This is a genomic window from Rhodanobacter panaciterrae (assembly GCF_014651895.1).
Classification (GTDB): Bacteria; Pseudomonadota; Gammaproteobacteria; order Xanthomonadales; family Rhodanobacteraceae; genus Rhodanobacter; species Rhodanobacter panaciterrae.
Genome location: NZ_BMXT01000002.1, coordinates 745,999 through 771,623 on the forward strand (window position 1 = coordinate 745,999; position 25,625 = coordinate 771,623).

Annotated in this window: 22 protein-coding genes and 1 pseudogene; 14 read left to right on the forward strand and 9 right to left on the reverse strand. The window is 63.9% G+C overall.

All coding sequences use genetic code 11. The features are described from left to right. Positions 1 to 10 precede the first annotated feature (10 nt). The 3 genes from pgl (at position 11) to IE071_RS12685 (ending at position 3,404) form a co-directional block, all read left to right on the forward strand. Complete coding sequence (gene pgl / locus IE071_RS12675; RefSeq protein ID WP_189441535.1) at positions 11 to 724, forward strand: 6-phosphogluconolactonase; 714 nt, start codon at positions 11 to 13, stop codon at positions 722 to 724. A 72-nt stretch (positions 725 to 796) separates the two neighbouring features. Next, positions 797 to 2,614, forward strand: coding sequence for a phosphogluconate dehydratase (edd, locus tag IE071_RS12680; RefSeq protein ID WP_189441536.1), 1,818 nt, complete (start codon positions 797 to 799; stop codon positions 2,612 to 2,614). Positions 2,615 to 2,747: 133 nt separating this feature from the next. After that, positions 2,748 to 3,404 (forward strand): bifunctional 4-hydroxy-2-oxoglutarate aldolase/2-dehydro-3-deoxy-phosphogluconate aldolase, encoded by a 657-nt coding sequence (locus IE071_RS12685; protein WP_189441537.1) that lies wholly within the window; start codon positions 2,748 to 2,750, stop codon positions 3,402 to 3,404. Positions 3,405 to 3,427: 23 nt separating this feature from the next. On the opposite strand, the gene IE071_RS12690 is transcribed toward IE071_RS12685, so the two are convergent. Both IE071_RS12690 and folE read right to left on the reverse strand, forming a co-directional pair. Beyond that, on the reverse strand, positions 3,428 to 4,129 hold the full coding sequence (locus tag IE071_RS12690) for an RNA polymerase sigma factor (protein ID WP_189441538.1): 702 nt from the start codon (positions 4,127 to 4,129) through the stop codon (positions 3,428 to 3,430). A gap of 55 nt (positions 4,130 to 4,184) precedes the next feature. After that, positions 4,185 to 4,814 carry a GTP cyclohydrolase I gene (gene folE, locus IE071_RS12695; RefSeq protein ID WP_189441539.1) on the reverse strand — a complete coding sequence of 210 codons (630 nt, stop codon included), beginning with the start codon at positions 4,812 to 4,814 and terminating at the stop codon, positions 4,185 to 4,187. Between the two features lie 198 nt (positions 4,815 to 5,012). Between folE and IE071_RS12700 the strand changes: the two genes are divergently transcribed. Both IE071_RS12700 and IE071_RS12705 read left to right on the forward strand, forming a co-directional pair. Next, positions 5,013 to 5,558, forward strand: a complete 546-nt coding sequence (locus IE071_RS12700; RefSeq protein ID WP_189441540.1) for a DUF4142 domain-containing protein — start codon at positions 5,013 to 5,015, stop codon at positions 5,556 to 5,558. Positions 5,559 to 5,568: 10 nt separating this feature from the next. Next, a complete protein-coding gene (locus IE071_RS12705; protein WP_189441541.1) occupies positions 5,569 to 5,919 on the forward strand; it encodes a cupredoxin domain-containing protein in 351 nt (116 codons plus the stop codon). A gap of 84 nt (positions 5,920 to 6,003) precedes the next feature. On the opposite strand, the gene IE071_RS12710 is transcribed toward IE071_RS12705, so the two are convergent. The 4 genes from IE071_RS12710 to IE071_RS12725 all read right to left on the reverse strand — a co-directional run bounded on the left by IE071_RS12710 (position 6,004) and on the right by IE071_RS12725 (position 11,007). After that, complete coding sequence (locus IE071_RS12710; RefSeq protein WP_189441542.1) at positions 6,004 to 6,345, reverse strand: hypothetical protein; 342 nt, start codon at positions 6,343 to 6,345, stop codon at positions 6,004 to 6,006. Positions 6,346 to 6,793: 448 nt separating this feature from the next. After that, on the reverse strand, positions 6,794 to 7,603 hold the full coding sequence (locus IE071_RS12715) for an SPFH domain-containing protein (protein ID WP_189441543.1): 810 nt from the start codon (positions 7,601 to 7,603) through the stop codon (positions 6,794 to 6,796). Between the two features lie 130 nt (positions 7,604 to 7,733). After that, positions 7,734 to 8,441: a phospholipase D family protein gene (locus IE071_RS12720; protein ID WP_189441544.1), complete on the reverse strand. Its 708-nt coding sequence runs from the start codon at positions 8,439 to 8,441 to the stop codon at positions 7,734 to 7,736. 124 nt (positions 8,442 to 8,565) lie between these two features. Next, on the reverse strand, positions 8,566 to 11,007 hold the full coding sequence (locus IE071_RS12725) for a S9 family peptidase (RefSeq protein ID WP_189441545.1): 2,442 nt from the start codon (positions 11,005 to 11,007) through the stop codon (positions 8,566 to 8,568). A 280-nt stretch (positions 11,008 to 11,287) separates the two neighbouring features. Between IE071_RS12725 and IE071_RS12730 the strand changes: the two are divergent. The 8 genes and pseudogenes from IE071_RS12730 to IE071_RS12765 form a co-directional block, all read left to right on the forward strand. Beyond that, positions 11,288 to 11,755, forward strand: a pseudogene (locus tag IE071_RS12730) (prolyl oligopeptidase family serine peptidase); the annotation flags it as partial. Positions 11,756 to 11,856: 101 nt separating this feature from the next. Then, positions 11,857 to 12,630, forward strand: coding sequence for an energy transducer TonB (locus IE071_RS12735; protein ID WP_189441547.1), 774 nt, complete (start codon positions 11,857 to 11,859; stop codon positions 12,628 to 12,630). A gap of 16 nt (positions 12,631 to 12,646) precedes the next feature. Next, the gene (locus tag IE071_RS12740) at positions 12,647 to 13,309 is read left to right on the forward strand and encodes an alpha/beta hydrolase (RefSeq protein WP_189441548.1); all 663 of its coding nucleotides are present in this window, start codon (positions 12,647 to 12,649) and stop codon (positions 13,307 to 13,309) included. Positions 13,310 to 13,339: 30 nt separating this feature from the next. Next, positions 13,340 to 14,392: a sensor histidine kinase gene (locus IE071_RS12745; RefSeq protein ID WP_189441549.1), complete on the forward strand. Its 1,053-nt coding sequence runs from the start codon at positions 13,340 to 13,342 to the stop codon at positions 14,390 to 14,392. Further along, positions 14,392 to 15,096, forward strand: a complete 705-nt coding sequence (locus IE071_RS12750; RefSeq protein WP_189441550.1) for a LytR/AlgR family response regulator transcription factor — start codon at positions 14,392 to 14,394, stop codon at positions 15,094 to 15,096. Before IE071_RS12745 ends, IE071_RS12750 begins: the two co-directional genes overlap by 1 nt. Positions 15,097 to 15,359: 263 nt before the next feature. Further along, a complete protein-coding gene (locus IE071_RS12755) occupies positions 15,360 to 16,121 on the forward strand; it encodes a toll/interleukin-1 receptor domain-containing protein (protein ID WP_189441551.1) in 762 nt (253 codons plus the stop codon). Positions 16,122 to 16,456: 335 nt separating this feature from the next. Then, positions 16,457 to 16,669, forward strand: a complete 213-nt coding sequence (locus tag IE071_RS12760) for a hypervirulence associated TUDOR domain-containing protein (protein ID WP_189441552.1) — start codon at positions 16,457 to 16,459, stop codon at positions 16,667 to 16,669. A 3-nt stretch (positions 16,670 to 16,672) separates the two neighbouring features. Continuing rightward, on the forward strand, positions 16,673 to 17,233 hold the full coding sequence (locus IE071_RS12765) for a DUF488 domain-containing protein (RefSeq protein ID WP_189441553.1): 561 nt from the start codon (positions 16,673 to 16,675) through the stop codon (positions 17,231 to 17,233). Positions 17,234 to 17,672: 439 nt separating this feature from the next. On the opposite strand, the gene gnd is transcribed toward IE071_RS12765, so the two are convergent. The 3 genes from gnd to IE071_RS12780 all read right to left on the reverse strand — a co-directional run bounded on the left by gnd (position 17,673) and on the right by IE071_RS12780 (position 21,533). After that, a complete protein-coding gene (gene gnd, locus IE071_RS12770; RefSeq protein ID WP_189441554.1) occupies positions 17,673 to 18,578 on the reverse strand; it encodes a phosphogluconate dehydrogenase (NAD(+)-dependent, decarboxylating) in 906 nt (301 codons plus the stop codon). Between the two features lie 100 nt (positions 18,579 to 18,678). Beyond that, positions 18,679 to 20,202 carry a mercuric reductase gene (locus IE071_RS12775; protein ID WP_189441555.1) on the reverse strand — a complete coding sequence of 508 codons (1,524 nt, stop codon included), beginning with the start codon at positions 20,200 to 20,202 and terminating at the stop codon, positions 18,679 to 18,681. After that, positions 20,202 to 21,533 (reverse strand): glucoamylase family protein, encoded by a 1,332-nt coding sequence (locus IE071_RS12780; protein ID WP_189441556.1) that lies wholly within the window; start codon positions 21,531 to 21,533, stop codon positions 20,202 to 20,204. Before IE071_RS12780 ends, IE071_RS12775 begins: the two co-directional genes overlap by 1 nt. A 205-nt stretch (positions 21,534 to 21,738) precedes the next feature. Here IE071_RS12780 and IE071_RS12785 point away from each other — a divergent pair, with 205 nt between their 5' ends. Beyond that, positions 21,739 to 25,614 carry a GH36-type glycosyl hydrolase domain-containing protein gene (locus IE071_RS12785; RefSeq protein WP_189441557.1) on the forward strand — a complete coding sequence of 1,292 codons (3,876 nt, stop codon included), beginning with the start codon at positions 21,739 to 21,741 and terminating at the stop codon, positions 25,612 to 25,614. The last annotated feature ends 11 nt before the right edge of the window (positions 25,615 to 25,625 follow it).

A 25,625-nucleotide genomic window follows, 5' to 3' on the forward strand; every position in this document is an offset into this window, starting at 1 on the left:
ATCATCAGCCATGACCACCCACCTCAACGTCACCACGCACAGCTTCACCGATGGCCACGCGCAAGCCGTGGCACTGGCCGAACGGGTTGCCGCCCGCCTGCGCGCGGCGCTGATCGAACGCGGTCGTGCCGTGCTCGCGGTTTCCGGCGGCAGCACGCCGAAGGAATTTTTCGCCTGCCTCGCACGCGAGGCACTCGACTGGGCGAACGTGCAGATCACCCTGGTCGACGAACGCTGGGTGCCGGACAACGACGAGCGTTCCAATGCGAAGCTGGTGAAATCGTTATTGCTGCAACACGCCGCCAGCGCCGCGCAGTTCGTGCCGTTGTACACCGGCGCGCCGACACCGGAAGACGGACTGGCCATCGCCAACACTCGCATCGACGCGCTGCCGCTGCCATTCGACGCGGTGATTCTGGGCATGGGCGACGACGGCCACACCGCCTCGTTCTTTCCCGGCGGCGATCATCTGGCCGAGGCACTGGATCTGGATGGTCATGCCCGCGTGCTGTCGATGCGCGCGCCTGGCGCCGGCGAGCCGCGTATCACGCTCAGCTTGCCCACCCTGCTGGAAACCCGCGCGCTGTATCTGCTGGTCTCCGGCGAAAAGAAGCGTGACCTGCTCGCTGACGTGCGGCTCGGCCTCGATGTCGCGCAGAACTATCCGGTGCGTGCGGTGCTGACCCAGCAGCGCGTGCCGGTGGCGGTGTACTGGTGCCCGTGATCTCGCATCGCCCGTCGTCCATCTGATATCCACACCGCGTCACGCGACGTGGCCGCTGTCCCGGAGTTTTCCATGAACACGCTGCATCCTGTTGTCGCCGAAGTCACCGAACGCCTGCGCGAACGCAGCCGCGAGACGCGCGCAGCCTATCTCCAGCGGATCGACTCGATCGATCGTCGCGGCCCGCAACGCGAACATTTGTCCTGCGGCAACCTCGCACACGGCTTCGCCGCCTGCGGCAGCACGGACAAGGAGGCGCTGCGCAGCGGCCGCCGCGGCAACATCGCCATCATCACCGCCTACAACGACATGCTGTCGGCGCATCAGCCATATGAGCGGTACCCCGCGCTGATCCGCCAGATCGCTCGCGACGCCGGCTTCACCGCGCAGGTTGCCGGCGGCGTGCCGGCGATGTGCGACGGCGTCACCCAGGGCCAGCCCGGTATGCAGCTGTCGCTGTTCTCGCGCGACCTGATCGCGATGGCCACCGCGGTTTCGTTGTCGCACGACATGTTCGACGGCGCGCTGTACCTCGGTATCTGCGACAAGATCGTGCCGGGCCTGCTGATCGGCGCCTTGAGCTTTGGTCATCTGCCCGGTGCCTTCGTGCCCAGCGGTCCCATGCCCAGCGGCATTCCCAACGAAGAAAAATCGAAAGTGCGCCAGGCCTGGGCCGACGGCAAGGCGAGCAAGGCCGAATTGCTGGAAGTCGAGGCCGCGTCGTATCACGCCCCGGGCACCTGCACGTTCTACGGCACCGCGAACTCCAACCAGATGCTGATGGAGATCATGGGCCTGCACCTGCCTGGCGCCAGCTTCACCGCGCCGGACACACCGCTGCGCGATGCGCTCACCGCCGACGTGGTGCGCCGGGTCAACGCGCTCAGTGCGCTGGGCGAGCATTTCCTACCGATCGGCCACATCATCGACGAGCGCGCGATCATCAACGGCGTGATCGGCCTGCACGCCACCGGCGGCTCCACCAATCACCTGCTGCATCTGGTAGCGATCGCGCATGCTGCCGGCATCCAGCTGCGCTGGGACGACTTCGACGCACTGTCCGGCGTGATCCCGCTGCTGGCCCGCGTATATCCGAACGGCTACGCCGACGTGAACCAGTTCCACGAGGCCGGCGGCATGGCGTTCCTGATCGACCAGCTGCTCCGCGCCGGCCTGCTGCATGGCGATGTGAGCACGATCTTCGGCAGCGGCATGGACGGCTATGCGCAAGTCCCCTATCTCGACGACAGCGGCGCGCTGCACTGGAAGCCCGTCGACAAGCAGAGCGGCAACCGCGGCGTGCTGCGCGGCACCGACGAACCGTTCCGCGCCGACGGTGGCCTGCGCATGCTGCAGGGCAATCTCGGCCGCGCGGTGATCAAGGTCTCGTCGGTGCCGGACGACCGCTTGGTGATCGAGGCGCCGGCGATCGTGTTCCAGGACCAGGATGAGGTCCCCGCCGCGTTCAAGCGCGGCGAGCTCAATCGCGACTTCGTCGCGGTAGTGCGCTTCCAGGGTCCGCAGGCGAACGGCATGCCCGAGCTGCACAAGCTGACCCCCACGCTGGCACTGCTGCAGGATCGTGGCCACCGTATCGCCCTGCTCACCGACGGGCGCATGTCCGGCGCCTCTGGCCGTGTGCCGGCAGCGATCCACGTGACGCCGGAAGCCGTGGCCGGCGGCAATATCGCGAAGATCCGTAACGGCGACATGATCAGGCTGGATGCCGTAAATGGCCGTCTGGACGTCCTGATGGAAGCACACGAACTGGATGCGCGCCTGCCGCACACCGCCGACCTGTCCGCCCAGCACAGCGGCATGGGCCGCGAACTGTTCGGCCTGTTCCGGCAAGCCGCGGCCACCGCCGATCTCGGTGCAGGCGTGCTCTAGCCTTGCTCCCTCCCCTGCTCGCAGGGGAGGGTTGGGGAGGGGTTCGCTCTTGATCCTCCTCGCCAGCCCAAGCAACCCCCTCTCAACCTCCCCCTGAATACAGGGGGAGGGGCCAAAATACCTGGAGCCTCACGTGACCAGCAGCATCGAACTCAAACAGCAACAGATCGAAACCACGATGCGGCTGGCGCCGGTGATCCCGGTGGTGGTGATCGACGACGCGCGACACGCGGTACCGATGGCGCGCGCGCTGGTCGCCGGTGGCACGCCGGCGATCGAAGTCACCTTGCGCACCAGCGCCGCGCTGGAAGCGATCCGCGCAATTGCCGCCGAAGTGGAAGGCGCGATGATCGGCGTCGGCACCGTGCTCAGTGCACGCGATCTGCACGCCGCACAACAGGCCGGCGCGCGCTTCGCGGTATCACCCGGCGTTTCGCCATACCTGCTCGACGCCGCCGACGACAGCGAGCTGCCGTTGCTGCCCGGCGCCGTCACCGCCAGCGAAGTAATGGCCATGCTGGAGCGCGGCTATCGGCATCTGAAATTCTTCCCGGCAGTGCCAGCCGGCGGCTACAAGCTGCTCGGCGCCTGGGCCAGCCCGCTGCCGCAGGTGCGCTTCTGCCCCACCGGCGGCATCAGCCTCGCCAGCGCACCGGATTTCCTCGCCCTGCCCAACGTGATCTGCGTGGGTGGCTCATGGCTGACTCCGAAAAACCTACTCGCCAGCGGCGACTGGTCCGCCATCGAGCTGCTGGCACGCGAAGCCGCCGGCTTGCATCGACCAGCCTGAGTTCGGACTTCCGCGACGCGGGCTTACGGCGATTCGGCTTCCAGCCGTGCCATCACCGCTTCGGTGACGCGCGCGCAACGCCGCCCCATGAACGGGAACGCCTCGCTCATGGTGGTGGCCAGCGTGTCCTGCAACGACGCGCGCAGCAGCCGGCGTGCGCGATGCAGCCGCGTCTTCACTGTCTCCGGCTTGATCGCCAGCAGACTGGCGGTTTCCTCGACCGAGCACTCCTCGACTTCGCGCATCATGTAGACGGTGCGGAACGCCTCGGGCAATTCGTCGATGGCGTGTTCGAGCAAGTGGCGAATCTGTGCGCGGGCAGCGGACACGGCCGGATCCTCGTTGCCGAATTTCGAAGGAAACTGGATGACCTGATGCGTGTCGTCCGACGCTGCGTCGATCTGTTCCAGCCCGACCATGGTGTGGCGCTTGCGCAACCGGCCGCGCGCCTCGTTCAGCACGATACTGGTGAGCCAGGTCAGCAGGGTCGAGTCGCCACGGAACGTATCCAGCTTGTTGTAGGCACGCATATACGATTCCTGCAGTACATCCTCCGCCTCCGAATCTTCGCCAACCACGCTGCGCGCGATGCGGAACAGCCGCTGGTTGCAGCGCTGCATGATGTGCCGGAACGCCTCGCGCCGGCCGCCGCGGACCAGCGCCACCAGCGCGTTGTCGTCCAGCGCGGCGTAGTCGACGGATGCAATCTTGACGGGTGATGTCATGGCTCTCTCCTTTTACACCTGATCGGATGCAGCAGCCTCGCTTGAGGTTCCCGGCTTAGCCCGCCAGCAAGGCCAGGATTTCCCGCCGCTGCGGCTCCTGTGCGAACTGACCAAGCAGACGCCGGGTCAGCATCGAGACCCCGTGCAGGCGCACACCGCGCGAGGACAGGCATTCGTGGCTGGCCTGCACGATTACCGCCACGCCGTGCGGCTGCAGCACATGCGCCAAGGTATCGGCGATCTCGGCGGTGAGCCGCTCCTGGATCTGCAGGCGCCGACCCAGCGCCTCGACCAGTCGCGCCAACTTCGAGATGCCCACCACACGGCGATTGGGCAGATAGGCGATATGCACGGCGCCGCGGATCGCCGCCATGTGATGTTCGCAGGTCGACTGCAGCGGGATATCGCGCAGAATCACCAGGTCGTCGTAGCCACCTACTTCCTCGAAGGTGCGGCTGAGCAGGCTGGCCGGGTCCTGCCGATAACCGGAGAACCATTCCTCGTAGGCACGCACCACCCGCGCCGGCGTGGCCAACAAACCTTCGCGTGACGGCTCGTCGCCGGCCCAGCAGATCAGCGTGCGCACCGCCGCTTCCGCCTCGGCACGCGACGGGCGCACAGCTTCGACGGTGACGGAAGCTGCCGTGGCAACAACGGAAGACATGACCTGGTCGGATTCGAGCATGGTGGCGGATTCGGTAGTGGGCGACACCGATCCGATGCGGCGGCCAGCGGCGAGGTTCCCGGCAGCGGCACCCGGAAAGCCGGAACCTGCGCGCGGCTTGCTGCATCCCATGCACGCAGACGGGAACGCCGGTCCGTTCGACCGCGATTTCGCCGCATCCGTTCGTCCACTCCATTCCATCCACCCCAGGAGACACCCATGAACAAGCCGCTACTCGCCCTCGCTCTCGCTTTCGGCATCGCTTCCGTTGCCAACGTACAGGCCAAGACCCCGGCCGTCGCCAGCCCGGCACCGGCCATCAACGACGCGCAGATCGCGCACATCGCCTATACCGCCGGCGTGATCGACGTCACCGCGGCCAAGCAGGCGCTGCAGAAGTCGCACAACAAGGCGGTGCGCGCGTTCGCCGAGGAGATGCAGCGCGACCACACGGCGGTCAACGACCAAGCGCTGGCTCTGGTCAAGAAGCTGGGCGTGACCCCGCAGGACAATCCGACCAGCCAGTCGCTCGCCAGCGGTGCTGCCGACGAACAGAAGAAGCTCGCCGCGCTCAGCGGCAGCGCCTACGACAAGGCCTACGTCGCCAACGAAATCGCGTATCACAAGACCGTCAACGGCGCGCTCAGCGGTACGCTGATCCCGTCGGCACAGAACGCGGAACTGAAGTCGTTGCTGGAAACCGGCTTGAAGCTGTTCCAGTCACACCAGGCACACGCCGAGCATCTCGCGCTGAGCCTGAAGTAAGGAACATCGCATGCTCCGCACGACGATACTTCTCGCCGGCCTGCTAGCGCTGACCGGCGGGTTCGCGCCGGCCAGTGCTGCCAGCAAGGCGAAACCGCCGGCGACAGCGCCGGCCCATCATGTGCATGTGATCGTGATCGACCAGATGCAGTACGGCCCGATGCCGACCGACGTACGCGCCGGCGACATCATCGAATGGACCAACAAGGACATCCTCGAACACAGCGCCACCGCACGCGACGGCCACTTCGACGTCGACCTGAAACCAGGCACCAGCGGACGCATCACCGCCACCGCCGGCACACTCGTGTTTTTCTGCAAGTTCCACCCCACCATGACTGGCACGCTGGTGGTCAAGTAACCTGGCAAGGATTCCAGAGTTTGCTTCGGAGGTTGCGGCGCCGTACCCACACACGGCAGCGCAACGCTGCCGATGTGCGGTGAGTCAGTCGTCCGGCGGTGCCTTGGTGAGTTCGACGCCGTCGACCACCATCGCCCACCTGCCCTGATCCTCATGCGGCGGTGTGGACACCACGAAGGTGGTCTTGACCGGACCCACGCCCACGACAAAATTGTCGCCGTCGAACGCTTGCAACGGGCCATTGACGGACTTGCTCATGCCGCCATTCATCCGCTTGTACATCACGTTGCCGTCCTGGGTGATTAGCAAAGTCATGCTCGACGATCGCCACTTGCCCGCGTAAGTCGTCTTTTCCGGCGGCAAGGGCTTGGCGCAGCCTGCCAGCAACAGGCAGCACACCGCGAAAATCCACCGCAGCTTGTGCACGTTTCCCTCCGCGATTGACTAGGCAAGTCTTCTGCCGCAGAACCTGCCGACCGTCATGTTATCGGCGTGCCGACCTGAACGCCCAGATGCAAAGACCACTCGCGACCAGCAGGGCAATCCATGAAAACCATACCGGTACGGCAAACGGCCCCACCTGTACCGGCCACTGATTGAAGAGTCGCAATACCTGGATGACCGCCACTACGCCGAAAACAACACCCGAGACCTGCACGTATTTGCCTTGCATGATCGCACCCTCCTCTTCAGCAGCATCCGGGATTGGGATGCCAGAATGAATGGTGAAACAGTGGCGACACGGTGGACCCGCTTGGCTATCAGTCCGAACGGTGCCAGACGTGAAACAACCGATGCCGACAAAGTAGCAGCTCTACAAGGCCGCAGACTTGCTGGTCAACGTGGTATCTGTGCAATAGCGGCATGACTGGCATCACTTCACATTTACCACCGGATCCACCTGGCTGCCGATGATGAAGGTGCACTTCGCGTCCTTCACGGCGCATACCGCGGATTGCATCTTGATGCGCTCCATCTCGACGAACTGCGCGGGGTTGAGGTTCATCGCCACGCGATAGGCGTTATCCGCCTCGGCGCGGCTCTGTTCCGCCGCCTTGCGCGCCTGCTCGGCCAGATCGCGCTTGTGCTCGGTGAGCACGCGCTGCTCCTGCTGCGCGGTTTCCACTCGCTGGTTGCGCACCGCGTCCGGGGGATTGGCCTTGCCGACGGTGATCTTGACCAGGCGGATCGGCAACTTGTTCTCGTTGAGATACTCGGTCATCTCGCGACTGACCTCGCTGTCGATCTCGTCGATGGCGGTGGTCTGGATCGCCGTCTCGTTCATGCCGTGTTTCTTGACCGCGGAACGCACCCGGTTGAAGAACTCCTGCTCCACGTTGTTCTTGTACCAGTCCTGGCCGAAGTTCTTCACCAGCGCCACCGGGTCAACCACCTGCAGGCGGATGATGGCGTGGAAGTCCAGCGGCACGCCGTCGCTCGACATCAGATCGTTGAAGTTGCCGTCGTACTGCTGCGGAAACATGTTGACGTAGATCTTATGCGTGGAAAACCACGTATAGGTCAGGCCCGGGAGCACTGGCTCCGCCCGCACACCGCCATGGCCAAAGATCACCGGCTTGTCGATCAGCACCGCCTGCTGACCCGCATCCGGAGAAACCACCGTACAACCGGTACAAGCCAACAGCAGCGACGCCGCAAGCGCGACGCAACCCAACTTTTTCATAAATTCCCTCGGTTTGGTTCGATATTCCAGTCAGCGCCGTCTTGCCGGACGATTTCCGCGTCGCGATCACTCCCAGAGACTGCACGCTGGCCCTTGAGCTGTCTCAATATCTCCTCAGGCGACGCAGCGATCAAATCGGAACGAAGCCCGCTGGCCATCTGAAATAAGGGCCGAACCGTGACTTGGCGATGTACTCACCACCAGCTTTCTCGCCCTTAACTGTCAAAAGATGTTTGCCATCGCGAAACTCAAGGTGACCTGCGGCAACGGCCTTGTCTAGAAACTCGTTCGTCTTGTATCCAAGCTTCACAGCAAGCTTGGACGATGAGAGTTTCCCGCTGGCCTCGTCAGGCTCTCCGCCATGACTTTGGACTCCCTCGGATTCCGAAGCGACCCGCTCAAGCGATATCCGGACTTCTTCGCTAATGCGGATGATTCGTTGGGCCTCTTCGTAAGCTTCTTTGTAAAGGCTCGCGTCATCAGCGCGGCTCAGCAAGATGCCCATCTCGTTGTTGTTTACCTGACTGAACTCATACAGATTGAGACTGGTAATGATGCACAGCTCTTCATTCATGTAGCACTTGGCATGCAGGTTCTTGCAGAAGCTCGTCCTGACATAGGTAAGCTCCCTCAGCCAGCTTATTTCGTCAGGATGAAGCTCACTCTTCCCGTAGACAATCCGCACGTCGATCTTGAGGCGGTTCTTGTCCGACAACAGCTCCTTCATCCTGTCGTTGAGCTTGAGGTAAGGGCTGATGAGGATCAGTCGATCTTTTGCTTCCTTGATCATTTCCTCAAGGAAATAATTGGTCGCGCTGGTATTGAGGAACTTCGCCATATCTTCTTCCCTGTTCCGTCGTCATGAGTGCTTGTTGCGGCTTCACGCATGAAGCCGCAACAAACCGGTGTGGTCAAGAAAAACCACGCCCCAATCGAACTGCATGCTAAAGCGAAATCTGGCTTCAATGCGCAGAATTGTCCTTCACCGGCTTCACATACGTCTCGAACAACTCATCAATCCGCCGATATTCGTCGTGCCACGAATCGGCATGCACGAAGCCGTGCCGCTCCATCGGATACAGCGACATCCAGAAGTTCTTCTTGTGCAGTTCGATGAAGCGCTGGTACAGGCGGATCGAGTCTTCGGCGAGCACGTTATCGTCGATCAGGCCGTGTTCGATCAGCAGCGGGTCCTGCAACTGGTCGGCGTACTCGATCGGCGAGCTGGTCTTGAACGCTTCCGGGTCGAGCTGCGGATCGTTGAGGATGTTGGCGGTGTATTCGTGGTTGTACAACGTCCAGTCGCTGACCGGGCGCAAGGCGGCACCGGCGGCGAATTCGCCCGGCGCGCGCAGCAGCGCCATCTCGGTCATGAAGCCGCCGTAGCTGCCACCATAGATGCCGACACGCTTCGGATCGACGCCGTGGTTCTGCACCAGCCATGCCTTGCCGTCGAGCAGGTCTTCCAGTTCCGGGTGGCCCATCTGGCGGTAGATCGCGGTGCGCCAGGCGCGACCGTAGCCTTCCGAGGCGCGGTAGTCCATGTCGAGCACCACGTAGCCTTGCTGCACCAGCAGGTTGTGGAACATTTGCTCGCGGAAGTAGTTCGACCACGACAGGGTGACGTTCTGCAGGTAGCCGGCACCGTGCACGAAGATCACCGCCGGTTTCGATGCACCGGTCTCGTTGGCCGGGCCGTAGTACTTCGCGTAGATGCTGCCGGCGCCGTGGCTGGATTTCACCTCGACGATCTTCGGCGCAATCCAGTCGCGCGCGGTAAACGCCGGTTTCATCGTGCTGGTCAGCTCGCGCGGCGTGCCGCCGGCGGACGGCTGGACGGCCAATTGCGCGAGCACGTAGGGTGCGGAATGCAGCACGGCGAGCTGGCTGCCGTCGGGTGACAGCTTGAAGTCGTCCATGCCCTGATAGTTGGTGATGCGGCTCAACGCGCCACCGGTGGCCGGCAAACGGTAGACGTCGTAGCTGTACGGCGCCACTTGGTTGCTGCGCACGTAGAACCACTTGCCGTCGTCGCTGAGCAACGGGTGGCTGACTTCAAACTTGCCGGAGGTCAGTGCCTTCGCCTTGCCATCCAGCGTCTTGGTATAGAGCTGCGAGTAGCCGGTTTCCTCGCTCATGTACCACAGCGTGCTGTTGTCCTTGAGCCAGCCGAAATCGTTGAAGTTCCAGTTGATCCACGCGTTGTCGGTGAGCCGATGCTGATTGACCAGGGCGTGACGGCTGAAATCGACGCTGGCGATCCAGCGGTCCTTGTTGTCGATCGCGCGCAGCTGGATCGCGAGATGGCTGCCATCGTCGCTCCACACGATGCCGCCACCGCCGCCGTCATCGGAGCTGGCTATGATGCGCACCGCGCGCACGTCGGGCGCCTTGAGTGCCTTCGCCTCGTCCTGCTTGCCGGCTTTCTCCAGCGCGTCGACGGTCTGCGCGCGGATCGTCTTGAGCGGATCGTCCTTGATACCCGGCAGGGTGTCCGTCTTCAGCGGGTATTGCTGGTGATTCTGCAGGTCGAGCAGCAGCAGTGACTGCGGCGCCGGATCGTTGTGGCCGACATACACGCGTGCCTCTTCCTGCTCGGGATAGCCGGAGTCGGTGACGTAATGGGTGAGCTCGGGCGCCTTGCCCGGCGCGGCGTCCTTCGCGGTGGTGACCAGCAGCAGCCAGCGGCCGTCCGGCGACAGCTCGGTATCGACCGGGGTGAGCTTGTTGCCGAGCCAGAACGGTTGCGGCGCGCGCCCCGGATCGGCGGCTGCCAGCGTCTTGTCCTGATCGCGCTGCGCCTGCTTGTCGGCCTTGATCTGGCGCAGCGTCTTGAACAGTTCCAATTGTCGCGCGCCCAGTTCGTCGGGCTGCTTCGCCTGCGGATCGTCGGCAAACTTCAGCACCGCGGCCGGCGCGGTGACCCCGGCGGTGAGGTCGTAGCTGTACCAGTCGTTGCCGTCGCGGAATTGCAGCGCACGACCGTCGGCGGAAAACTGCGGCGCAGATTCGTCCTGCGGCGTGCGCGTGACCTGCGTGCGGCGACCGCTGGCCAGGTCGACCACGAACACGTCGCCATGCAGGATGAACGCCGCGTGCCGGTGCGTGCGATCGAATACGGCCGGGCCGTCCGCCTGCGCCATCGCGGCCGGATCGAGCTTCATGCTCTGCCCACTGATCGGATCGAGCTTGTACAGATCGCGCACCTTGCTGCCATCGCGCTTCAGCGCGTAGTACAGGCTGCGCCCGTCCACGCTCCAGTACGGTTGCTCCACCGCCTGCCCGATCCAGTCCGGATTGGCCATGACAGTCTCCAGATCGAGCGGACTCGACGCAGGCACGGTGGCCGCCGCCAGCGGCAACACGGTAAAGGCCACGAGGGCGGCAGGCAGTAGGCGACGCATGGATATTCCCCAGGCAAAAAAACCAGCATAACCGAGCACGGCGGCACGGCGCGGCCCACCCTGCCAGAAGTCAGGCACGCGCCTGCGCGTACGATCGGCTGCAGTCGCTGCGCCGGCGCGCTACCCTGCGGAATCCGATCCGTTGTGGAGCATCCCCATGCGTCTCGCCTTCGCTGTTGCTGCCACGTTGTTCGCCGCCGGCACCGCCCGTGCCGCCCACCGAACCGCAAGGGCCGCCGCGCAGGCCTTGTTCGACACGCACTGAACCAACCGCGCGCACCTCGGCCTTCTCGGCGGCAGCAACGGCGGCCCGCTGATGGGCACACAGATCGTGCAGAACCCGGCCGACTACCGTGCGGTGATGGCGAAGGTCGGCATCCACGACATGCTCGCTACGAAACCGCGTTCGCGAACGGCCCTACAGCGTCAGCGAATACGGCACCATCAGCGACCCGGCGCAGTTCAAGGCGACCCTGGCATATTCGCCGCTGCAGAACATGCAACCGCGCACCGCGTATCAGCCGTGCTGATGACCAACGGCGCAAACGGTCCGCGCGTGGCGTCGTGGCAGTCGTGCAAATTCACCGCCGCGCTGGAGAACGCCACCGCGTCGACGCAACCGATCATACTGCTGACCCGCATGAACGCCGGCCACGGCATCGGCGCACCATTCAGTCAGCGCGTCGGCGACACCGCGATCGGGCTGACGTTCTTCGCGCATGAGTTGGGGTTGAGCGTCATGCCGTAAATGCCGTGACGGCGCGCGGGCTACCCAGTGCGCCACCACTGCGGCATGATGTTCGCTCGCGCGGCGCGGGGGCACCGGCGTTCACTAGGGAGGGTGTTGCGATGAAAAACGTCATGCTTTGTGCAGGCATGCTTCTGTTGGCCGGTTCCTTGACGGCGCGGGCCGACGAGCCGCGTGAACAGACTTACAGGATCGGCGCCGACGTGGATGTCACGGGGCACGTCACCGCTACCCAGGTCGAGCAGGACGTACCCGCATCGGTCGCCGCGATGCTGACTTCCGCGGTGAAGCAATGGCAATTCACATCGGCCACACGCAATGGTCAACCGGTGCCTGCACACACGTTCATCTACGCAAAGTTGCAGGCGTTGCCGAACGCGGGCGGCCAATACGAATTGCACATCAGCTTCGCGGGCAACGGCCCCAAATTCGACCGGGCCGTCAGGCAACCACAACAATATCCCCGGGAGGCTGTGCACCGGCGCCAGACTGCGTTCGTTTTCATTAACGCTACCGTGCAACCGGACGGCCGCCTGGCCGACATGACGGTGAACAGCCAGTTTGCAGAATGGCCAGTGCCAGCGTCATTCAAGGATGCCTCACTGAAAATCGCCAGGACCTGGCATTTCATTCCGGAACAGGTCGATGGTCAGCCGGTAGCGACGCAAGTGCGCATACCGATTAACTTCACTATGAGCGGTCAGATACTCACTCCGGAACAAGTCAAAATCCTGCGCGAAGCCGCACGCAAGAAAGATGCGGTGGCGAACGCCGAGGCTGATCAACCCGGCATCCCGCTGCCATCGGAGCAGGAGGTTGCGCTGGACAGTCCGCTGCAACCGAGTGCTGTCGCCACTATCATCAGCGCCCCCTGAGTTCACCGAGTACCGCATGACCCTCCCCGCCTTCGAACACGAAACCGCCGCCAACCCGCGTTACAGCATCATCTGGCTGCACGGTCTGGGTGCTGACGGCAACGACTTCGCGCCGATAGTGCCGGCGCTGGTCGATCCGGCATGGCCGCCGCTGCGCTTCGTGTTTCCGCATGCGCCGGTGCGGCCGGTGACGATCAACAACGGGCTGTCGATGCGTGCGTGGTACGACATCGCCGCATTCGATCTCAATGCGCGGCAGGACGAGGCCGGCATGCGCGCCTCGATCGGCGAGGTGGAAACCCTGATCGCCCGCGAGCGCAGCCGTGGCGTGCCGAGCGAGCACATCGTGCTGGCCGGCTTCTCGCAAGGTGGTGCGATCGCACTGGCTGCCGGCCTGCGTCATTCGGAAAAACTGGCCGGCATCATCGCGCTGTCGACCTACCTGCCGCTGCATACGGCGCTCGCTGGCGAACGCAGCGCGGCGAACGCGACCGTGCCGATTTTTTGGGGCCACGGCACGCTCGATCCGGTGGTGATCCTGCAGCGCGGCATCGATTCACGCGACCTGCTGCAGTCGCTGGGTTACACGGTGGACTGGCATACCTATCTGATGGCCCACGCGGTCTGCCCCGAAGAGATCGGCGACCTGCGTCACTGGCTCGGCCAGCGACTGGCGTAAGCCGTGCCCGCGTGCGGCATACTTGCCCGCATGCGCGAACTGACGCCCAGCCGCGGCCCGCGTGGCCGCATCGAACACAGCCCGCTACCGGACTTCTGCCGGCTGCCGGCGCTGTTCGCGCTGCTCGTGGTCGGTGCGCTGACGATGACCGTGATGTGGCTCGCACACGACGACCCGCGCGACTGGTCTGCCTACAGCGTCGGCATGCTGTTCGTGACCTGGCTGGGAATGGTGGTGGCGGTGACGTTGTGCATGCTGCGGCCGTGGCTGCAGCGTCTGCCCGGGCACCTGTCGTATGTCGGCGTGTGGCTGCTGATTCTGCTGATTGTTTTGGTCGCCAGCATTGTGGCGCACTGGTTCGACAGCGTGCTGCAGATGCATCTGGTGCGCAGCAGCCTGTCCGTGTTCGTGCGCGACAACGTGCTGATTGCCGCCCTGCTCGGCGCCGCGATGCTTCGCTACTTCTACGTGCTGGCGCAGTGGCAGGCGCGCCTCGCCGCAGTGACGCGCGCGCAGGTCGAGGCGCTGCAGGCACGCATCCGCCCGCACTTCCTGTTCAACAGCATGAATACCGTGGCCGCGCTGATCCGGGTCGACCCGGCCTCCGCCGAGCGCACGGTGGAGGATCTGTCCGAACTGTTCCGCGCCGCACTCGGCCAGCACGACACCGACGACGGCACGCTGGGCGACGAGTTGGCGCTGATCGAGCGTTACCTCGCGATCGAACAACTACGCCTCGGTTCGCGCCTGCACGTGCAACGCGAGCTGGATGACCTGCCCGCCGACTTTCCGCTGCCACGCCTGCTGTTGCAGCCGCTGGTGGAGAACGCGGTACGCCACGGCATCCAGCCACTGCGTGAAGGCGGCGAAGTGAGCTTGCGCGGCCAACGTGACGGCAACGGCATCCGCATCGAGATCAGCAACCCGCTGCCGAACACACCGCCCGCCCCCGGCAACGGTCACGGCCTCGACAGCGTGCGTCGACGCATCGCCTATCGTTATGGACCCTTGGCAAAAGTGCAGGCCGGGCCGCAAGGCGATCGCTTCGTCGTGCTGCTGCAATTGCCGGGAGCCTCCACGTGATGCGCGTGCTGATCATCGACGACGAACCGCTGGCACGCGCGCGACTGGCCGCGCTGCTCGGTGAATGCGAAGGCACGGAAGTCATCGGCAGCGTCGGTGACGGCGAAGCTGCGCTCGGCTCACTCGGCGAACTGCAGCCGGACGTATTGCTGCTCGACATCAACATGCCCGGCCTCAGTGGCACCGCTGTCGCACAAAGGCTGGCCGGACGCACGCGGCCGCAGGTGATCTTCTGCACCGCCTACGAAGCGCATGCGCTGAAAGCATTCGAACTTGGCGCCGTCGACTACCTGCTCAAGCCGGTGCGACTCGAACGCCTGCGCGATGCCCTGCAGCGCGCGCAACGCCGCCTCGCCGACGCTCCGCGCGAGCCGACTGCCTATCTGCACGGCCGGATGCGCGGCGAACAGGTGCGCATCGCGCTCGCCGAAGTGATCTGCCTGCTCGCCGACGAAAAATACGTCGTCGTACAACACCGCCGCGGCGAACTGCTGATCGAGGAATCCCTGCGCCAGCTGGAAGAAGCCTATCCCGAGCAGCTGATCCGCCTGCACCGCAACTGCCTAGTGCCACCGGCACGCCTGCTTGGCGTGAAAACCCTCGCCGACGGCCGCGTACTGGCACGCCTCGACGGCACCGAACTCAGCCCGGAAATCAGCCGGCGCAATCTGCCGGCGGTGAGGAAGCTGTTGCGGCTGGGGTGAGCGCGTGCAATCACCACACCAGTGAACAGCTCAATACGGCAATGTTTATTAGCCCAAATTGCAGGTAATAAGACTTATCACCTCGATTCGCGTGATATGCAACTGTGCCACAGGGCCGATGTGCGATATCCCCATCATCAGCCGATGCATTGACCCGACGCAAGTTTCAATCGCTTGACGGCATACCTTCGAATCCTGAGCATCCGGTGCATATGCCCTGATGTGGGTCCTAATAAGCATTAGGCAATTGTGGAGATTTTCGCTTGACCAAAGCCAAGAAGACTACGGAAAAGGAGTCCCTCGACTGGGGAGCCGTAAAGGTTATTTCCGGCAAACACAAGGGACGAATTGGGTATCTGGATGACGAGGAAGGTGGCGGGATCGTCTACTTCGGCGACTTCTTCTATGCACCCAGATACCGCGTTATCCCCATGCGTTACCTTGCTCCGATTACTACTGACGATCTAATGAAGCGTCGTGAGGAGCTCTTCAGATTGATCGGCATGCCAGACGCTCGCAAACCGTATGGGCAACTTGAAGATGCTGAGGAACATATAGAGCATTTGACAGAGTACGCATACGTCCAAGCTCAACTCATGGATAGGATGTTTGTAGCAAGATTGACTGCTAGCGAAGGCAGGAGAGTTTTCATTTCTCACTCGTCGAAAGACAAGCAACTTGCCACATGGTTATCCGTTGACTTGGCCAATCGTGGCCATGATCCTTGGTTGGATACATGGAAGATCCGAGCTGGTGAATCTATTCCGGCAAAGATTGGGGACGGGATCAAAAATTGTGATTTTATGATTGTTGTGCTGTCCAAAGACTCGGTCGCATCGAACTGGGTTGAGCGGGAATGGCAAGCAAAGTACTGGAACGAAGTTTCTAACGGCGTAGTACAAGTCATCCCGGTTTTAATAAATGATTGCGATATCCCACTTCTTCTTCAAACAAAGAAATATGCAGACTTCAGGCGCAGCTACAATGACGGTCTTGAAGATGTTCTCGTTGCCATGGCCGGCTAGTGCGTGCTGGGCGCCTAAAAATTTGTTCAAGGCGGACGGTTTCGGCGCCGCTTAACTCCAGCGTTAGAGCGCTCGTGATCGATGATCCAGACGGAAACCGGTTGTGGATCGGTGGTGTCTTGCTTGCGGCAGCCTTGGTGCTTGAGGTGTCTTTCTGGCGGCGGGTTCTTCGCAGGCATCCTTCCTCTGCACGGCTATCCGGGCCAGGCTGAATTCCCGAGCTGCTGGCACCCAAGCCTGTCCGATTATGGCGCCATTCGACCAGTTCGACTCCACCTGAGCTAAACAGACAATCTGCTTCAATGGCCTCTGTATCTGCGATTACGGGAGCCACAATGAGCCATCCCTTCAAAGTCGGCGATCACGTGCGCTGGAATTCCGAAGCCGGTCATGTGAGCGGAACGATCATCAAGGTGCACACGCGCGACACCGATTACAAGGGCCACACGCATCGTTGCAGCGACGCCGATCCGCAGTACGAGATCAAGAGCGACAAGACCAATCACGTCGCCATGCACAAAGGCGCGGCGCTGCACAAGATCGATTGAGCGATGCCATCCGCAAACACTGCCGCCGACGTGCAGACAATCTGGACGATCGGCCACTCGACCCGCACGCTGGAGGCGCTCCTCGGCCTGCTGGCCGCGTATCGGATCGAGGCAATCGCCGACGTGCGCAGCTTTCCCGGTTCGCGCCGCTATCCCTATTTCGCTCGCGATGCGCTGGCCGAAACCTTGCCGGCACATGGCATCGCCTACCAGTGGCTGCCGAAGCTCGGCGGTCGGCGCAAGGTGCAGCCCGGCTCACTCAACAACGCGTGGCGCAATGCCTCGTTCCAGGCGTATGCCGATCATCTTTCCAGTAGCGAATTTACCGAAGGGCTGCACGAGCTGCTGACACTGGCGGCAGACAAGCGCACCGCGCTGATGTGCGCTGAAGCCGTGTGGTGGCGCTGCCATCGTTCGCTGATTGCCGACGTGCTGAAGCTGCGCGGGATCGAGGTGATCCATATCATCGACGCCACGCACAACACGCTGCATCCATACACATCACAAGCGCACATCGTGGACGGTCAACTGAGTTACGCGTTGCCGCAGGGCGACTTGCTGTAGGCGTGTCTACGCACAAGCTCTTGATCCGGTTTTTCCAAAAGTGCGCGCAGGAGCGCGCTGCTCTACCGGGGCCTCTGTGCGGCGGTGAGGTGGGGACGACAGGCCCGCAGGGGGCGGCACGATGCCAATCCCTTTTCGCCAGCACAGGGATGTGCTGTCGAAAAGCCCGGCCCCGCCTCAAGAACTTGCCGCCATGGATGGGCGGCAAGCGCCAAGCGGGGTGGTCTTTCTCTTTGGTTACTTTCTCTTTGACCACGCAAAGAGAAAGTAACTCGGGCTCCGCAGGAGCACGAAAGCTCCTCTGCTCGTCAATTGCGGAAGGTATGGATGACCAGCTTCGCAGTTGCAATGCGATTCCGGCCTTCGCCGGAATGACGACGCGGTGTGTTTCCAGGCTTTCGGAAATCACTCCCGCAAAAGCCAGAGCGCAGTGCGCGCCCTACTCCTTCTTGATCGCATGTCCCCCGAACTCGTTGCGCATCGACGACAGCAACTTGTCGGCGAACGAATCGTCGTCGCGCGAGCGGAAGCGCTCCATCAGCGACAAGGTGATCACCGGCGCGGACACGTTGAGTTCGAGCGCGGCGTCGACGGTCCAGCGGCCTTCGCCGGAGTCGACCACGTACGGCGCGATGCCGTCCATGTTCGGGTTCTTGCTGAGTGCGTCGGTGGTGAGGTCGAGCAGCCAGGAGCGCACCACGCTGCCGTAGCGCCAGATCTCGCCGATCTGGTGCAGGTCGAGGCCGAAATCCACTTTGTGCTTGAGGATCGAGAAGCCCTCGGCATAGGCCTGCATCATGCCGTACTCGATGCCGTTGTGGATCATCTTGGTGTAGTGGCCGGAACCGGCCGGACCGACACGGCCCCAACCCTGGTCCTTGCCCGGCGCCAGCGTCGCGAAGATCGGCCGCAATGCCTCGACGGCTTGCTCGTCGCCGCCGATCATCATGCTGTAACCCTCCTTCAGGCCCCACACGCCGCCGCTGGTACCGCAGTCGATGTAGTTGATGCCCTTGCCCGCACAAGCCGCCGCGTGACCCAGCGAATCCTTGTAGTTGGAGTTGCCGCCGTCGACCATGGTGTCGCCCTTGTCGAGCAACGCCAGCAATCCGCTGACGGTGTCATCGGTGATCTTGCCTGACGGCACCATCAGCCACAGCACGCGTGGCGTGGGCAGCGCCTTGACCAGCGCCTGCAGCGAATCGGCCGATGCTCCGCCCTGCGCCTCCAGCGCCTTGCGTGCGTCCGCACTCGGATCGAAGCCGGTGACCTTCTGGCCACCTTGCAGCAGACGTTCCGCCATGTTGGCGCCCATCTTGCCGAGACCGATCATGCCAAGTTCCATAACGTGTCCTTAGGTTGGGGTGACGAGATCACAACTTGTCCATCTTACGCAGGCCGCCGATAAATCGGCGTGAGCGCAAGCGCCGGCATGGGCATGCCGGTCAGCGGCGTGCCAGCCAGCGCTGCAACCTTGCGCGCAGCCGCTGAGTCACGCGGGTACGCACATAAGCCTTGGCAGCTTCGCGGATCGCCTCGGCCTGGGTGGGATAGGCGTGGATGACTTTCGCCAGTGTGCGCAGGCCGATGCCGGCGACCATGGCCAGGGTGATCTCGTTGATCATCTCGCCGGCATGGCGGGCCACGATGGTGGCGCCGAGGATGGTGTCGGTGCCGTCGCGGATATGGATCTTCACGAAGCCGATCTCCTCGCTGTCGGTCACCGCGCGATCGACCTGGTGCATCGGCACGGTAAACGTCTTGATCGGGATGCCTTGGCGGTTGGCCTCGCGCACGTACATGCCGACATGCGAGATTTCCGGGTCGGTATAGGTACACCACGGGATGACCAGCTTGCTGAGGCGCTTGCGACCGCGCATCAAGGCGTTGTGCACCACGATGCGCGCCGAAGCGGCCGCGGTGTCGGTGTACTGCTCTTCCAGACAGACATCGCCGGCGGCATAGATGCGCGGGTTGCTGGTGCACAGAAAATCGTCGACCTTGATGCCATTGACGGCATCGTAGTCGACGCCCGCCACTTCCAGATCCAGTCCCTGCACGTTCGGCACGCGACCGACACCGGTGAGGATCGCGTCGACTTCGATGGTGCTGCGGTAATCCGCACTGATCAGATCGACCAGTTTGCGGCCGTTTTCCACACGCACGGCGGTGACCTCTGTATTGAGCCGCACCTCGAGGCCGTCGCGTGCGAACGCATCGGAAAGAATCTGCGCGGCGTCGCGTTCCTCCCGCTCGAGGAACAGCGGCTTGTCCTGCACGATGGTGACGTTCGCACCGAGATGACGAAACGCCTGGGCCAGTTCGCAGCCGACCGGACCGCCGCCGATCACCAGCAGGCGCGGCGGCAGTTCGGTGAGATTGAAGACGTTGGCATTGGTCAGGAAGCCGGCTTCGCGCAGCCCCGGGATGCTCGGTACGTGCGGGCGCGTGCCGGTGGCGATCATCGCCTTGGCGAAACACAGCTTCTGCTCGTTCACCATCAGCGTGTCCGGCCCGGCAAAGCGCACGTTGCCGAAGAACATGTCGACGCCGAGCGCGGCCAGCCGGCGTACCGACGAGCGGCCGCTGAGGTGGCTGCGGATGCGTCGCACGCGCTCCATCACCGCCGCGAAGTCGACTTCGATATGGTCGGGAACCTTTGCGCCGTAGCGGGCCGCATCGCGCATCTCGGCATACAGCCGCGCGGTGCGGATCAGCGCCTTGGAAGGCACGCAACCGGTGTTGAGGCAGGTGCCGCCGATCAGGTGGCGCTCGATCATCGCCACCTTGACGCCCATCGCGATGGCCAGTTCCGCGGCAGCGATGCCAGCGGAGCCGGCGCCGACGATGATCAGCGCGTAGCGATCCGCCGGCTCCGGATTGACCCATGCCTGCGGATGCACGTCGGCGAGCCGCTTGTCTTCGTAGGTATCCTTCGGCGTGGTGACGGTGGCATCGAACGGTGACATCAGCGCGTTCCCTCCGCATGGCCTTGGCGCAACCAGCCGCCCTCGAATCCGGCGCGCTGCAGGCCGTCGCTGAGGTAGCGGCAGCCGCGCGTCAATTGCCAGATGGACTCGCTGCGATGGTTCTCGATCATCATCAACACGATGCCCTGGTCGAGCCCGTAATGACCCGCCGACACCCACGGCTGCCCGTCGCTGGCACCCACGCCGGGGTTGAAGCCGCTGCACAGCCGATCGTCGGTCAGGATCTGCGGATAGCGCATCAGCAGGTTGCGCATCGCTTCAAGCACCGGTGCCGGTGCGAAGGGCAGCGAGGCCAGCACGGCCGGTGGCGACAGCGTGCCGTCGTCCGGACCGTACGGCACGCCACGTGCCGCGTAGCCGAACAGACGCCGCTCCTCGTTGAACACGTCGAGCTGCTCGTCGTTGGGACCATCGCCGGCGGAAAGCCCCCAGCCGTTTTCGTCGTAGCCCGCGAATTCATGCGGATTGAGCTGGGTATAGCGGCGCTGGATGGCAACGGCGCTGCGGCTGTTCTCGAAATAATCGAAGCCCTTCTCGCGCATGAAGCTGTCGCGGATGCCGCGCAGGTCGATCCATGCATGCGAGAACTGATGAACGAACAGCGGGCCGGCATACAGGTAATCGTGGTCGTACAGATTTTCCCACTGATAGGTGGCAGTCCACGCGGTGTAGCAATCGCCCGTGATCGGGTGGGTCGGCGAGCCCAGCGCCAGCACGTAGAGCACGATCGCCTCGCTATAGCCTTCCCAGCCGTAATGCAGGAAGCCGCTCTCGGGCTTCCAGCCCTGCTTGATGGTGCCGCCGTCACCTTGCGCCCAGCACCAGTCGATGCGCCGATACAGGAAGTCGGCCAGCTCGCGCAGCTCGGCCTCATCGGGCGTGTCGGCGGTGAAATACAGGCTGGCGGTGAGCACGCCGGCAATCAGCAGCGCGGTGTCGATCATCGACAGCTCGGACATCCACACCCGTGCACCGGTATGGATGTCGAGGAAGTGGTAGTAGAAGCCCTTGTAGCCGGTCGCCGTGGGGCTACCGCTCTGGTCGCTGTCGCGGAAGAAACGCAGTGCCGCCAGGCTGCGCTGGACGGCCTCGGCACGCTCCATCCAGCCACGCTCCACCGCCACTGGATAAGACGACAGCGCAAAGCCGACCACCGCGATGCTGACCGGCGAATTGTCGCGCGAGGTATCGGCCACCAGGCCATTGCGCGGATTCATGTTCTGCACAAAGTAATCGAAGGCGGCGCGCTGCAGCCGATCGAGCAGGGCCTCGTCCGTGAGCGCGCTAAGCTGGGCGATCTGGGACTCCATGCCTGCTCAGTCTGCGGCAGTCAATGGCAGTTCGCCGCACAGCACGGCATGCCGATGGGCGGGATTGATGCTGGCGCACGGCTTGCTTCGCTCATTCATCGCCTCATCCTACTCTGCCGCCGGGTGAAGCCCAGGTCGAAGCCTTGACGTGACGGATGCTGTTGCAGGCGCATGCTGCCGGTTTAACGCAACCGACGGGACGCCCATGCCATCCGCCTCTTCCCGCACCATCAATGCACGCCAGCATGGCCTGCTCTCGAACGGTAGCTACAGCGTGATGCTGGGCAGCAGCGGCTCCGGCTACAGCCAATGGCACGATCTTGCGATCACGCGCTGGCGCGAGGATCCGACCGGCAACGGCTGGGGCAGTTACCTGCTGCTGCGCGACGAGGATAGCGGCGCAGTGTGGTCCGCTTCGCTGCAGCCCTATGGTGACCGCACCCCGGATGACACGGTGATGTTCAACGCCGGTCGCGCCAGCTTCGGTCGTCGGCACCACAGCCTGCACAGCGTGCTGGATGTGGCGGTGGCCAGCGACGCCGACATCGAACTGCGCCGGCTCACCCTGAGCAATCACGGCGATCGCACGCGCACGGTCACGCTGACCTCGTATGCCGAGCTGGTGCTCGGTCCGATCGGTGCCGACAACGCGCATCCGGCGTTCTCCAAGATGTTCGTGCAGACCGAATGGGATGCCGCGCATGGCATGTTGCTGGCCACCCGGCGCCGGCGCGCCAGCGGCGAGGCGCAAGTGTGGGCGGCGCACGCGCTGCAGGTTGTGGGACAACCGGCTGATGTCGTGCCCGAATACGAAACCGACCGCGCACGCTTTCTCGGTCGCGGCAACGCGCTGCGTCAGGCGCAGGCGATGCAGCCGGGTGCCGTCTTGTCGAACACCACCGGCTGCGTGCTCGACCCGGTCTTCAGCCTGCGTCGACGCATCACGCTCGGACCCAACAGCAGCGTGACCCTGCTGCTGTGGACGCAACTGGCCGATTCGCGCGAAGGCGCGCTGGCGCTGAGCGCACAGCTGGACAGCCCGGACGCGGCCGAACGGCTGTTCGCCGGTGCGGCAGACCGCGCCGAAGCCGAACAGCAACGGCTCGGCATCGATGCCGCACAGCTGGCATGTTTTGCGCACTGGATGAGCGCGCTGCTGAACAGCGATCCGACCCAGCGCGCGGCAGCGGAAGTGCTGGTGCGCGGTCGTGGTGGCCCGCCCACGCTGTGGAGCGCCGGCATTTCCGGCGATCGCCCGATCGTGCTGTTCCTTCTCGGCGACAGCACCGCGCTGCCGCGCGTGCAGGAGCTGCTGCTGGCGCAGAACTTCTGGCGCGGCCAGCGGCTGGCTGTCGACGTGGTGCTGTTGAATACCGCCGACGGTGCCGACGGCGATGCACTGCACAGCGTGCTGGTGGCGCTGGCGAGTACGCAGAAGGCGCAGCTGAAATCCGACGATCAGTTACCCAAGGCCGAGCTGTTTGCGCTGCGCGACAACGCGATCAATGACGACTTGCGCAACGGCCTGCTGACCGTCGCGCGGGTGGTGCTGGACGATGCCGAGGCTGCGCCAGTTGTCGCAGAGCCAGCGAACACCATCGTCACACCGGCGGTCATCCGGGCGAGCACGCCCGCTTCCGCGGCGGCTGCGTCGATCACCGACCAGCTGGAATTCGCCAACGGCATCGGCGGATTCACCGAGGCCGGCCGCGCCTACGAAATCACCCTCGACGACGAACACGGCACGCCGGCGCCATGGGTGAACGTGATCGCGAACCCCGCGTTCGGCTTCCTGGTCTCGGCCGAGGGCGGCGGCTACACGTGGTCGCTGAACAGCCAGCAGAATCCGCTGACACCGTGGCCGAACGACCCGGTCAGCGACAGTCCGCATGAGGTGCTGTACCTGCGCGATGAGGACACTGGTGTGCTGTGGAGCGCCACTGCGCTGCCGATCCGCGTGGCCGGTGCGGCTTATAAGACCACGCACGGCAAGGGCTGGACGCGTTTCGACAACGAGGCCAACGGCATCGCGCTGGAGTTGCTCCAGTGCGTGCCGACCACCGATTCGATCAAGCTGTCGCGGTTGCGCCTGTGCAACCGCTCGACGCGTGCGCGCCGATTGTCGATCACCAGCTACGTCGAATGGGCGCTGGGCGCGAACGGCACCACGCCGGCGCCGTACGTGATCACCACGCGCGACGAAACCACCGGCGCGCTGTTCGCGCGCAATCCGTGGCGGCCCGATTTCGGCGATCGCGTGGCGTTCGTCGATCTGGCCGGAGCGCAGCATTCGATGAGTGGCGATCGGCGCGATTTCCTCGGTCCGCTCGGCAGCGTCACGCAACCCGCCGCGTTGCGTGACAACACGCCGCTGTCGGGCCGGCTCGGCGCCGCACTGGATCCCTGTGGTGCACTGCAGACGCACATCGAGTTGCCGCCGAACACGCAGATCGACATCGTCTTCATGCTCGGCGACGCGGCGAATGAAGCCGCGGCGCAAGCCCTGATCGAAAAATATCGCGCGGCCAATATCGACCACGTGCTCGCCGACATCGCCACGCAATGGAACGACGTGCTCGACACCGTGCAGGTACGCACGCCGGATCGCGCAATGGACATCCTGCTCAACGACTGGCTGCAGTATCAGGTGCTGGGTTGTCGGCTGTGGGCGCGCACCGCGTACTACCAGGCCAGCGGCGCGTACGGTTTTCGCGATCAGCTGCAGGACGTGATGGCGCTATGCGTGAGCCGCCCTGATCTCGCCCGCGAACACTTGCTGCGCGCGGCCGGCCGACAATTCGTGGAAGGCGACGTACAGCACTGGTGGCTGCCGCCGGGCGGTCAGGGCATCCGCACCCGGATCAGCGACGACCGCAACTGGCTGGTCTACGTCGCCATGCACTATGTCGGCGCAACCGGCGACGTCGCGGTGCTGGACGAGGTGCTGCCCTTCCTTGCCGGCCAGCCGATTCCGGAAGGTGCCACCGACGCGTTCTTCCAACCGTCCGTTTCGGATCAGCGCGTCTCCGTGTACGAACACTGCGCCCGTGCGCTGGATGCCAGCCTCACCCGCGGCGCGCACGGTCTGCCGCTGATCGGCACCGGCGACTGGAACGACGGCATGAACGCGGTCGGCGAACTGGGTCGTGGCGAAAGCAGCTGGCTCGGCTGGTTCCTGTTGAGCGCGATCGCGGCGTTCGCACCCGTCGCCGAACGGCGCGGCGACACCGAACGCGCGCAGCGATGGCGCAACTACGCTGACGACCTGCGCGCAGCACTGGAACGGGCCTGGGACGGCCAGTGGTATCGCCGCGGCTACTACGACGACGGCACGCCGCTTGGTTCGCATGAAAGCGACGAATGCCGGATCGACACCATCGCACAGTCGTGGAGCGTGATGGCCGACGCGAGCGATCAGCAACACGCCGCGCAGGCGATGGCCTCGGTCGACCAGTTGCTGGTGGATCACGCCAACCAGATCGCGCGCCTGTTCACTCCGCCGTTCGACCACAGCCAGCAGAACCCCGGCTACATCAAGGGCTATCCACCCGGCGTGCGCGAGAACGGTGGCCAGTACACGCACGGCGCGACATGGTCGATCTTCGCCTGGGCCAAGCTCGGCGACGGCGACCGTGCCGCCGGACTGTTCGACATGCTCAACCCGATCAACCACAGCGACAGCGCCGACGCAGTGGCGCGCTACAAGGTCGAGCCCTATGTCGTCAGCGCGGACGTCTATTCGGTCGCGCCGCACGTCGGTCGCGGCGGCTGGACCTGGTACACCGGCTCGGCGGCGTGGCTGTATCGCGCCGGGCTGGAAGCAGTGCTCGGCTTCCAGCTGCAAGGCGACAAGCTGCGCATCGATCCGTGCATTCCGAAGGACTGGCCCGGCTTTCAGCTCACCTATCAGCATCGCGGCGAGCAGCATGTGAGTCGTTACGAAATTACCGTGGAGAATCCGGGCAAGGTTTGTCGTGGCGTGACCCGCGTTGAATTGGACGGCCAAGCGTTAGCTATCGACGATGCCATCGCACTGGTTGACGACGGCAAGACGCACCAGTTGCGCATCACGCTCGGCTGACGCCGCGCCTT

Excerpts from the sequence above, each read along its gene's own strand:
- IE071_RS12725 (WP_189441545.1), bottom strand. The coding sequence starts at position 11,007 with ATGCGTCGCCTACTGCCTGCCGCCCTCGTGGCCTTTACCGTGTTGCCG.
- IE071_RS12720 (WP_189441544.1), bottom strand. The coding sequence starts at position 8,441 with ATGGCGAAGTTCCTCAATACCAGCGCGACCAATTATTTCCTTGAGGAA.
- IE071_RS12700 (WP_189441540.1), top strand. The coding sequence starts at position 5,013 with ATGAACAAGCCGCTACTCGCCCTCGCTCTCGCTTTCGGCATCGCTTCC.
- IE071_RS12745 (WP_189441549.1), top strand. The coding sequence starts at position 13,340 with ATGCGCGAACTGACGCCCAGCCGCGGCCCGCGTGGCCGCATCGAACAC.
- IE071_RS12705 (WP_189441541.1), top strand. The coding sequence starts at position 5,569 with ATGCTCCGCACGACGATACTTCTCGCCGGCCTGCTAGCGCTGACCGGC.
- IE071_RS12775 (WP_189441555.1), bottom strand. The coding sequence starts at position 20,202 with ATGTCACCGTTCGATGCCACCGTCACCACGCCGAAGGATACCTACGAA.
- IE071_RS12740 (WP_189441548.1), top strand. The coding sequence starts at position 12,647 with ATGACCCTCCCCGCCTTCGAACACGAAACCGCCGCCAACCCGCGTTAC.
- IE071_RS12785 (WP_189441557.1), top strand. The coding sequence starts at position 21,739 with ATGCCATCCGCCTCTTCCCGCACCATCAATGCACGCCAGCATGGCCTG.
- edd (WP_189441536.1), top strand. The coding sequence starts at position 797 with ATGAACACGCTGCATCCTGTTGTCGCCGAAGTCACCGAACGCCTGCGC.
- gnd (WP_189441554.1), bottom strand. The coding sequence starts at position 18,578 with ATGGAACTTGGCATGATCGGTCTCGGCAAGATGGGCGCCAACATGGCG.
- IE071_RS12750 (WP_189441550.1), top strand. The coding sequence starts at position 14,392 with ATGCGCGTGCTGATCATCGACGACGAACCGCTGGCACGCGCGCGACTG.
- folE (WP_189441539.1), bottom strand. The coding sequence starts at position 4,814 with ATGCTCGAATCCGACCAGGTCATGTCTTCCGTTGTTGCCACGGCAGCT.
- IE071_RS12760 (WP_189441552.1), top strand. The coding sequence starts at position 16,457 with ATGAGCCATCCCTTCAAAGTCGGCGATCACGTGCGCTGGAATTCCGAA.
- IE071_RS12735 (WP_189441547.1), top strand. The coding sequence starts at position 11,857 with ATGAAAAACGTCATGCTTTGTGCAGGCATGCTTCTGTTGGCCGGTTCC.
- IE071_RS12715 (WP_189441543.1), bottom strand. The coding sequence starts at position 7,603 with ATGAAAAAGTTGGGTTGCGTCGCGCTTGCGGCGTCGCTGCTGTTGGCT.
- IE071_RS12765 (WP_189441553.1), top strand. The coding sequence starts at position 16,673 with ATGCCATCCGCAAACACTGCCGCCGACGTGCAGACAATCTGGACGATC.
- pgl (WP_189441535.1), top strand. The coding sequence starts at position 11 with ATGACCACCCACCTCAACGTCACCACGCACAGCTTCACCGATGGCCAC.
- IE071_RS12690 (WP_189441538.1), bottom strand. The coding sequence starts at position 4,129 with ATGACATCACCCGTCAAGATTGCATCCGTCGACTACGCCGCGCTGGAC.
- IE071_RS12780 (WP_189441556.1), bottom strand. The coding sequence starts at position 21,533 with ATGGAGTCCCAGATCGCCCAGCTTAGCGCGCTCACGGACGAGGCCCTG.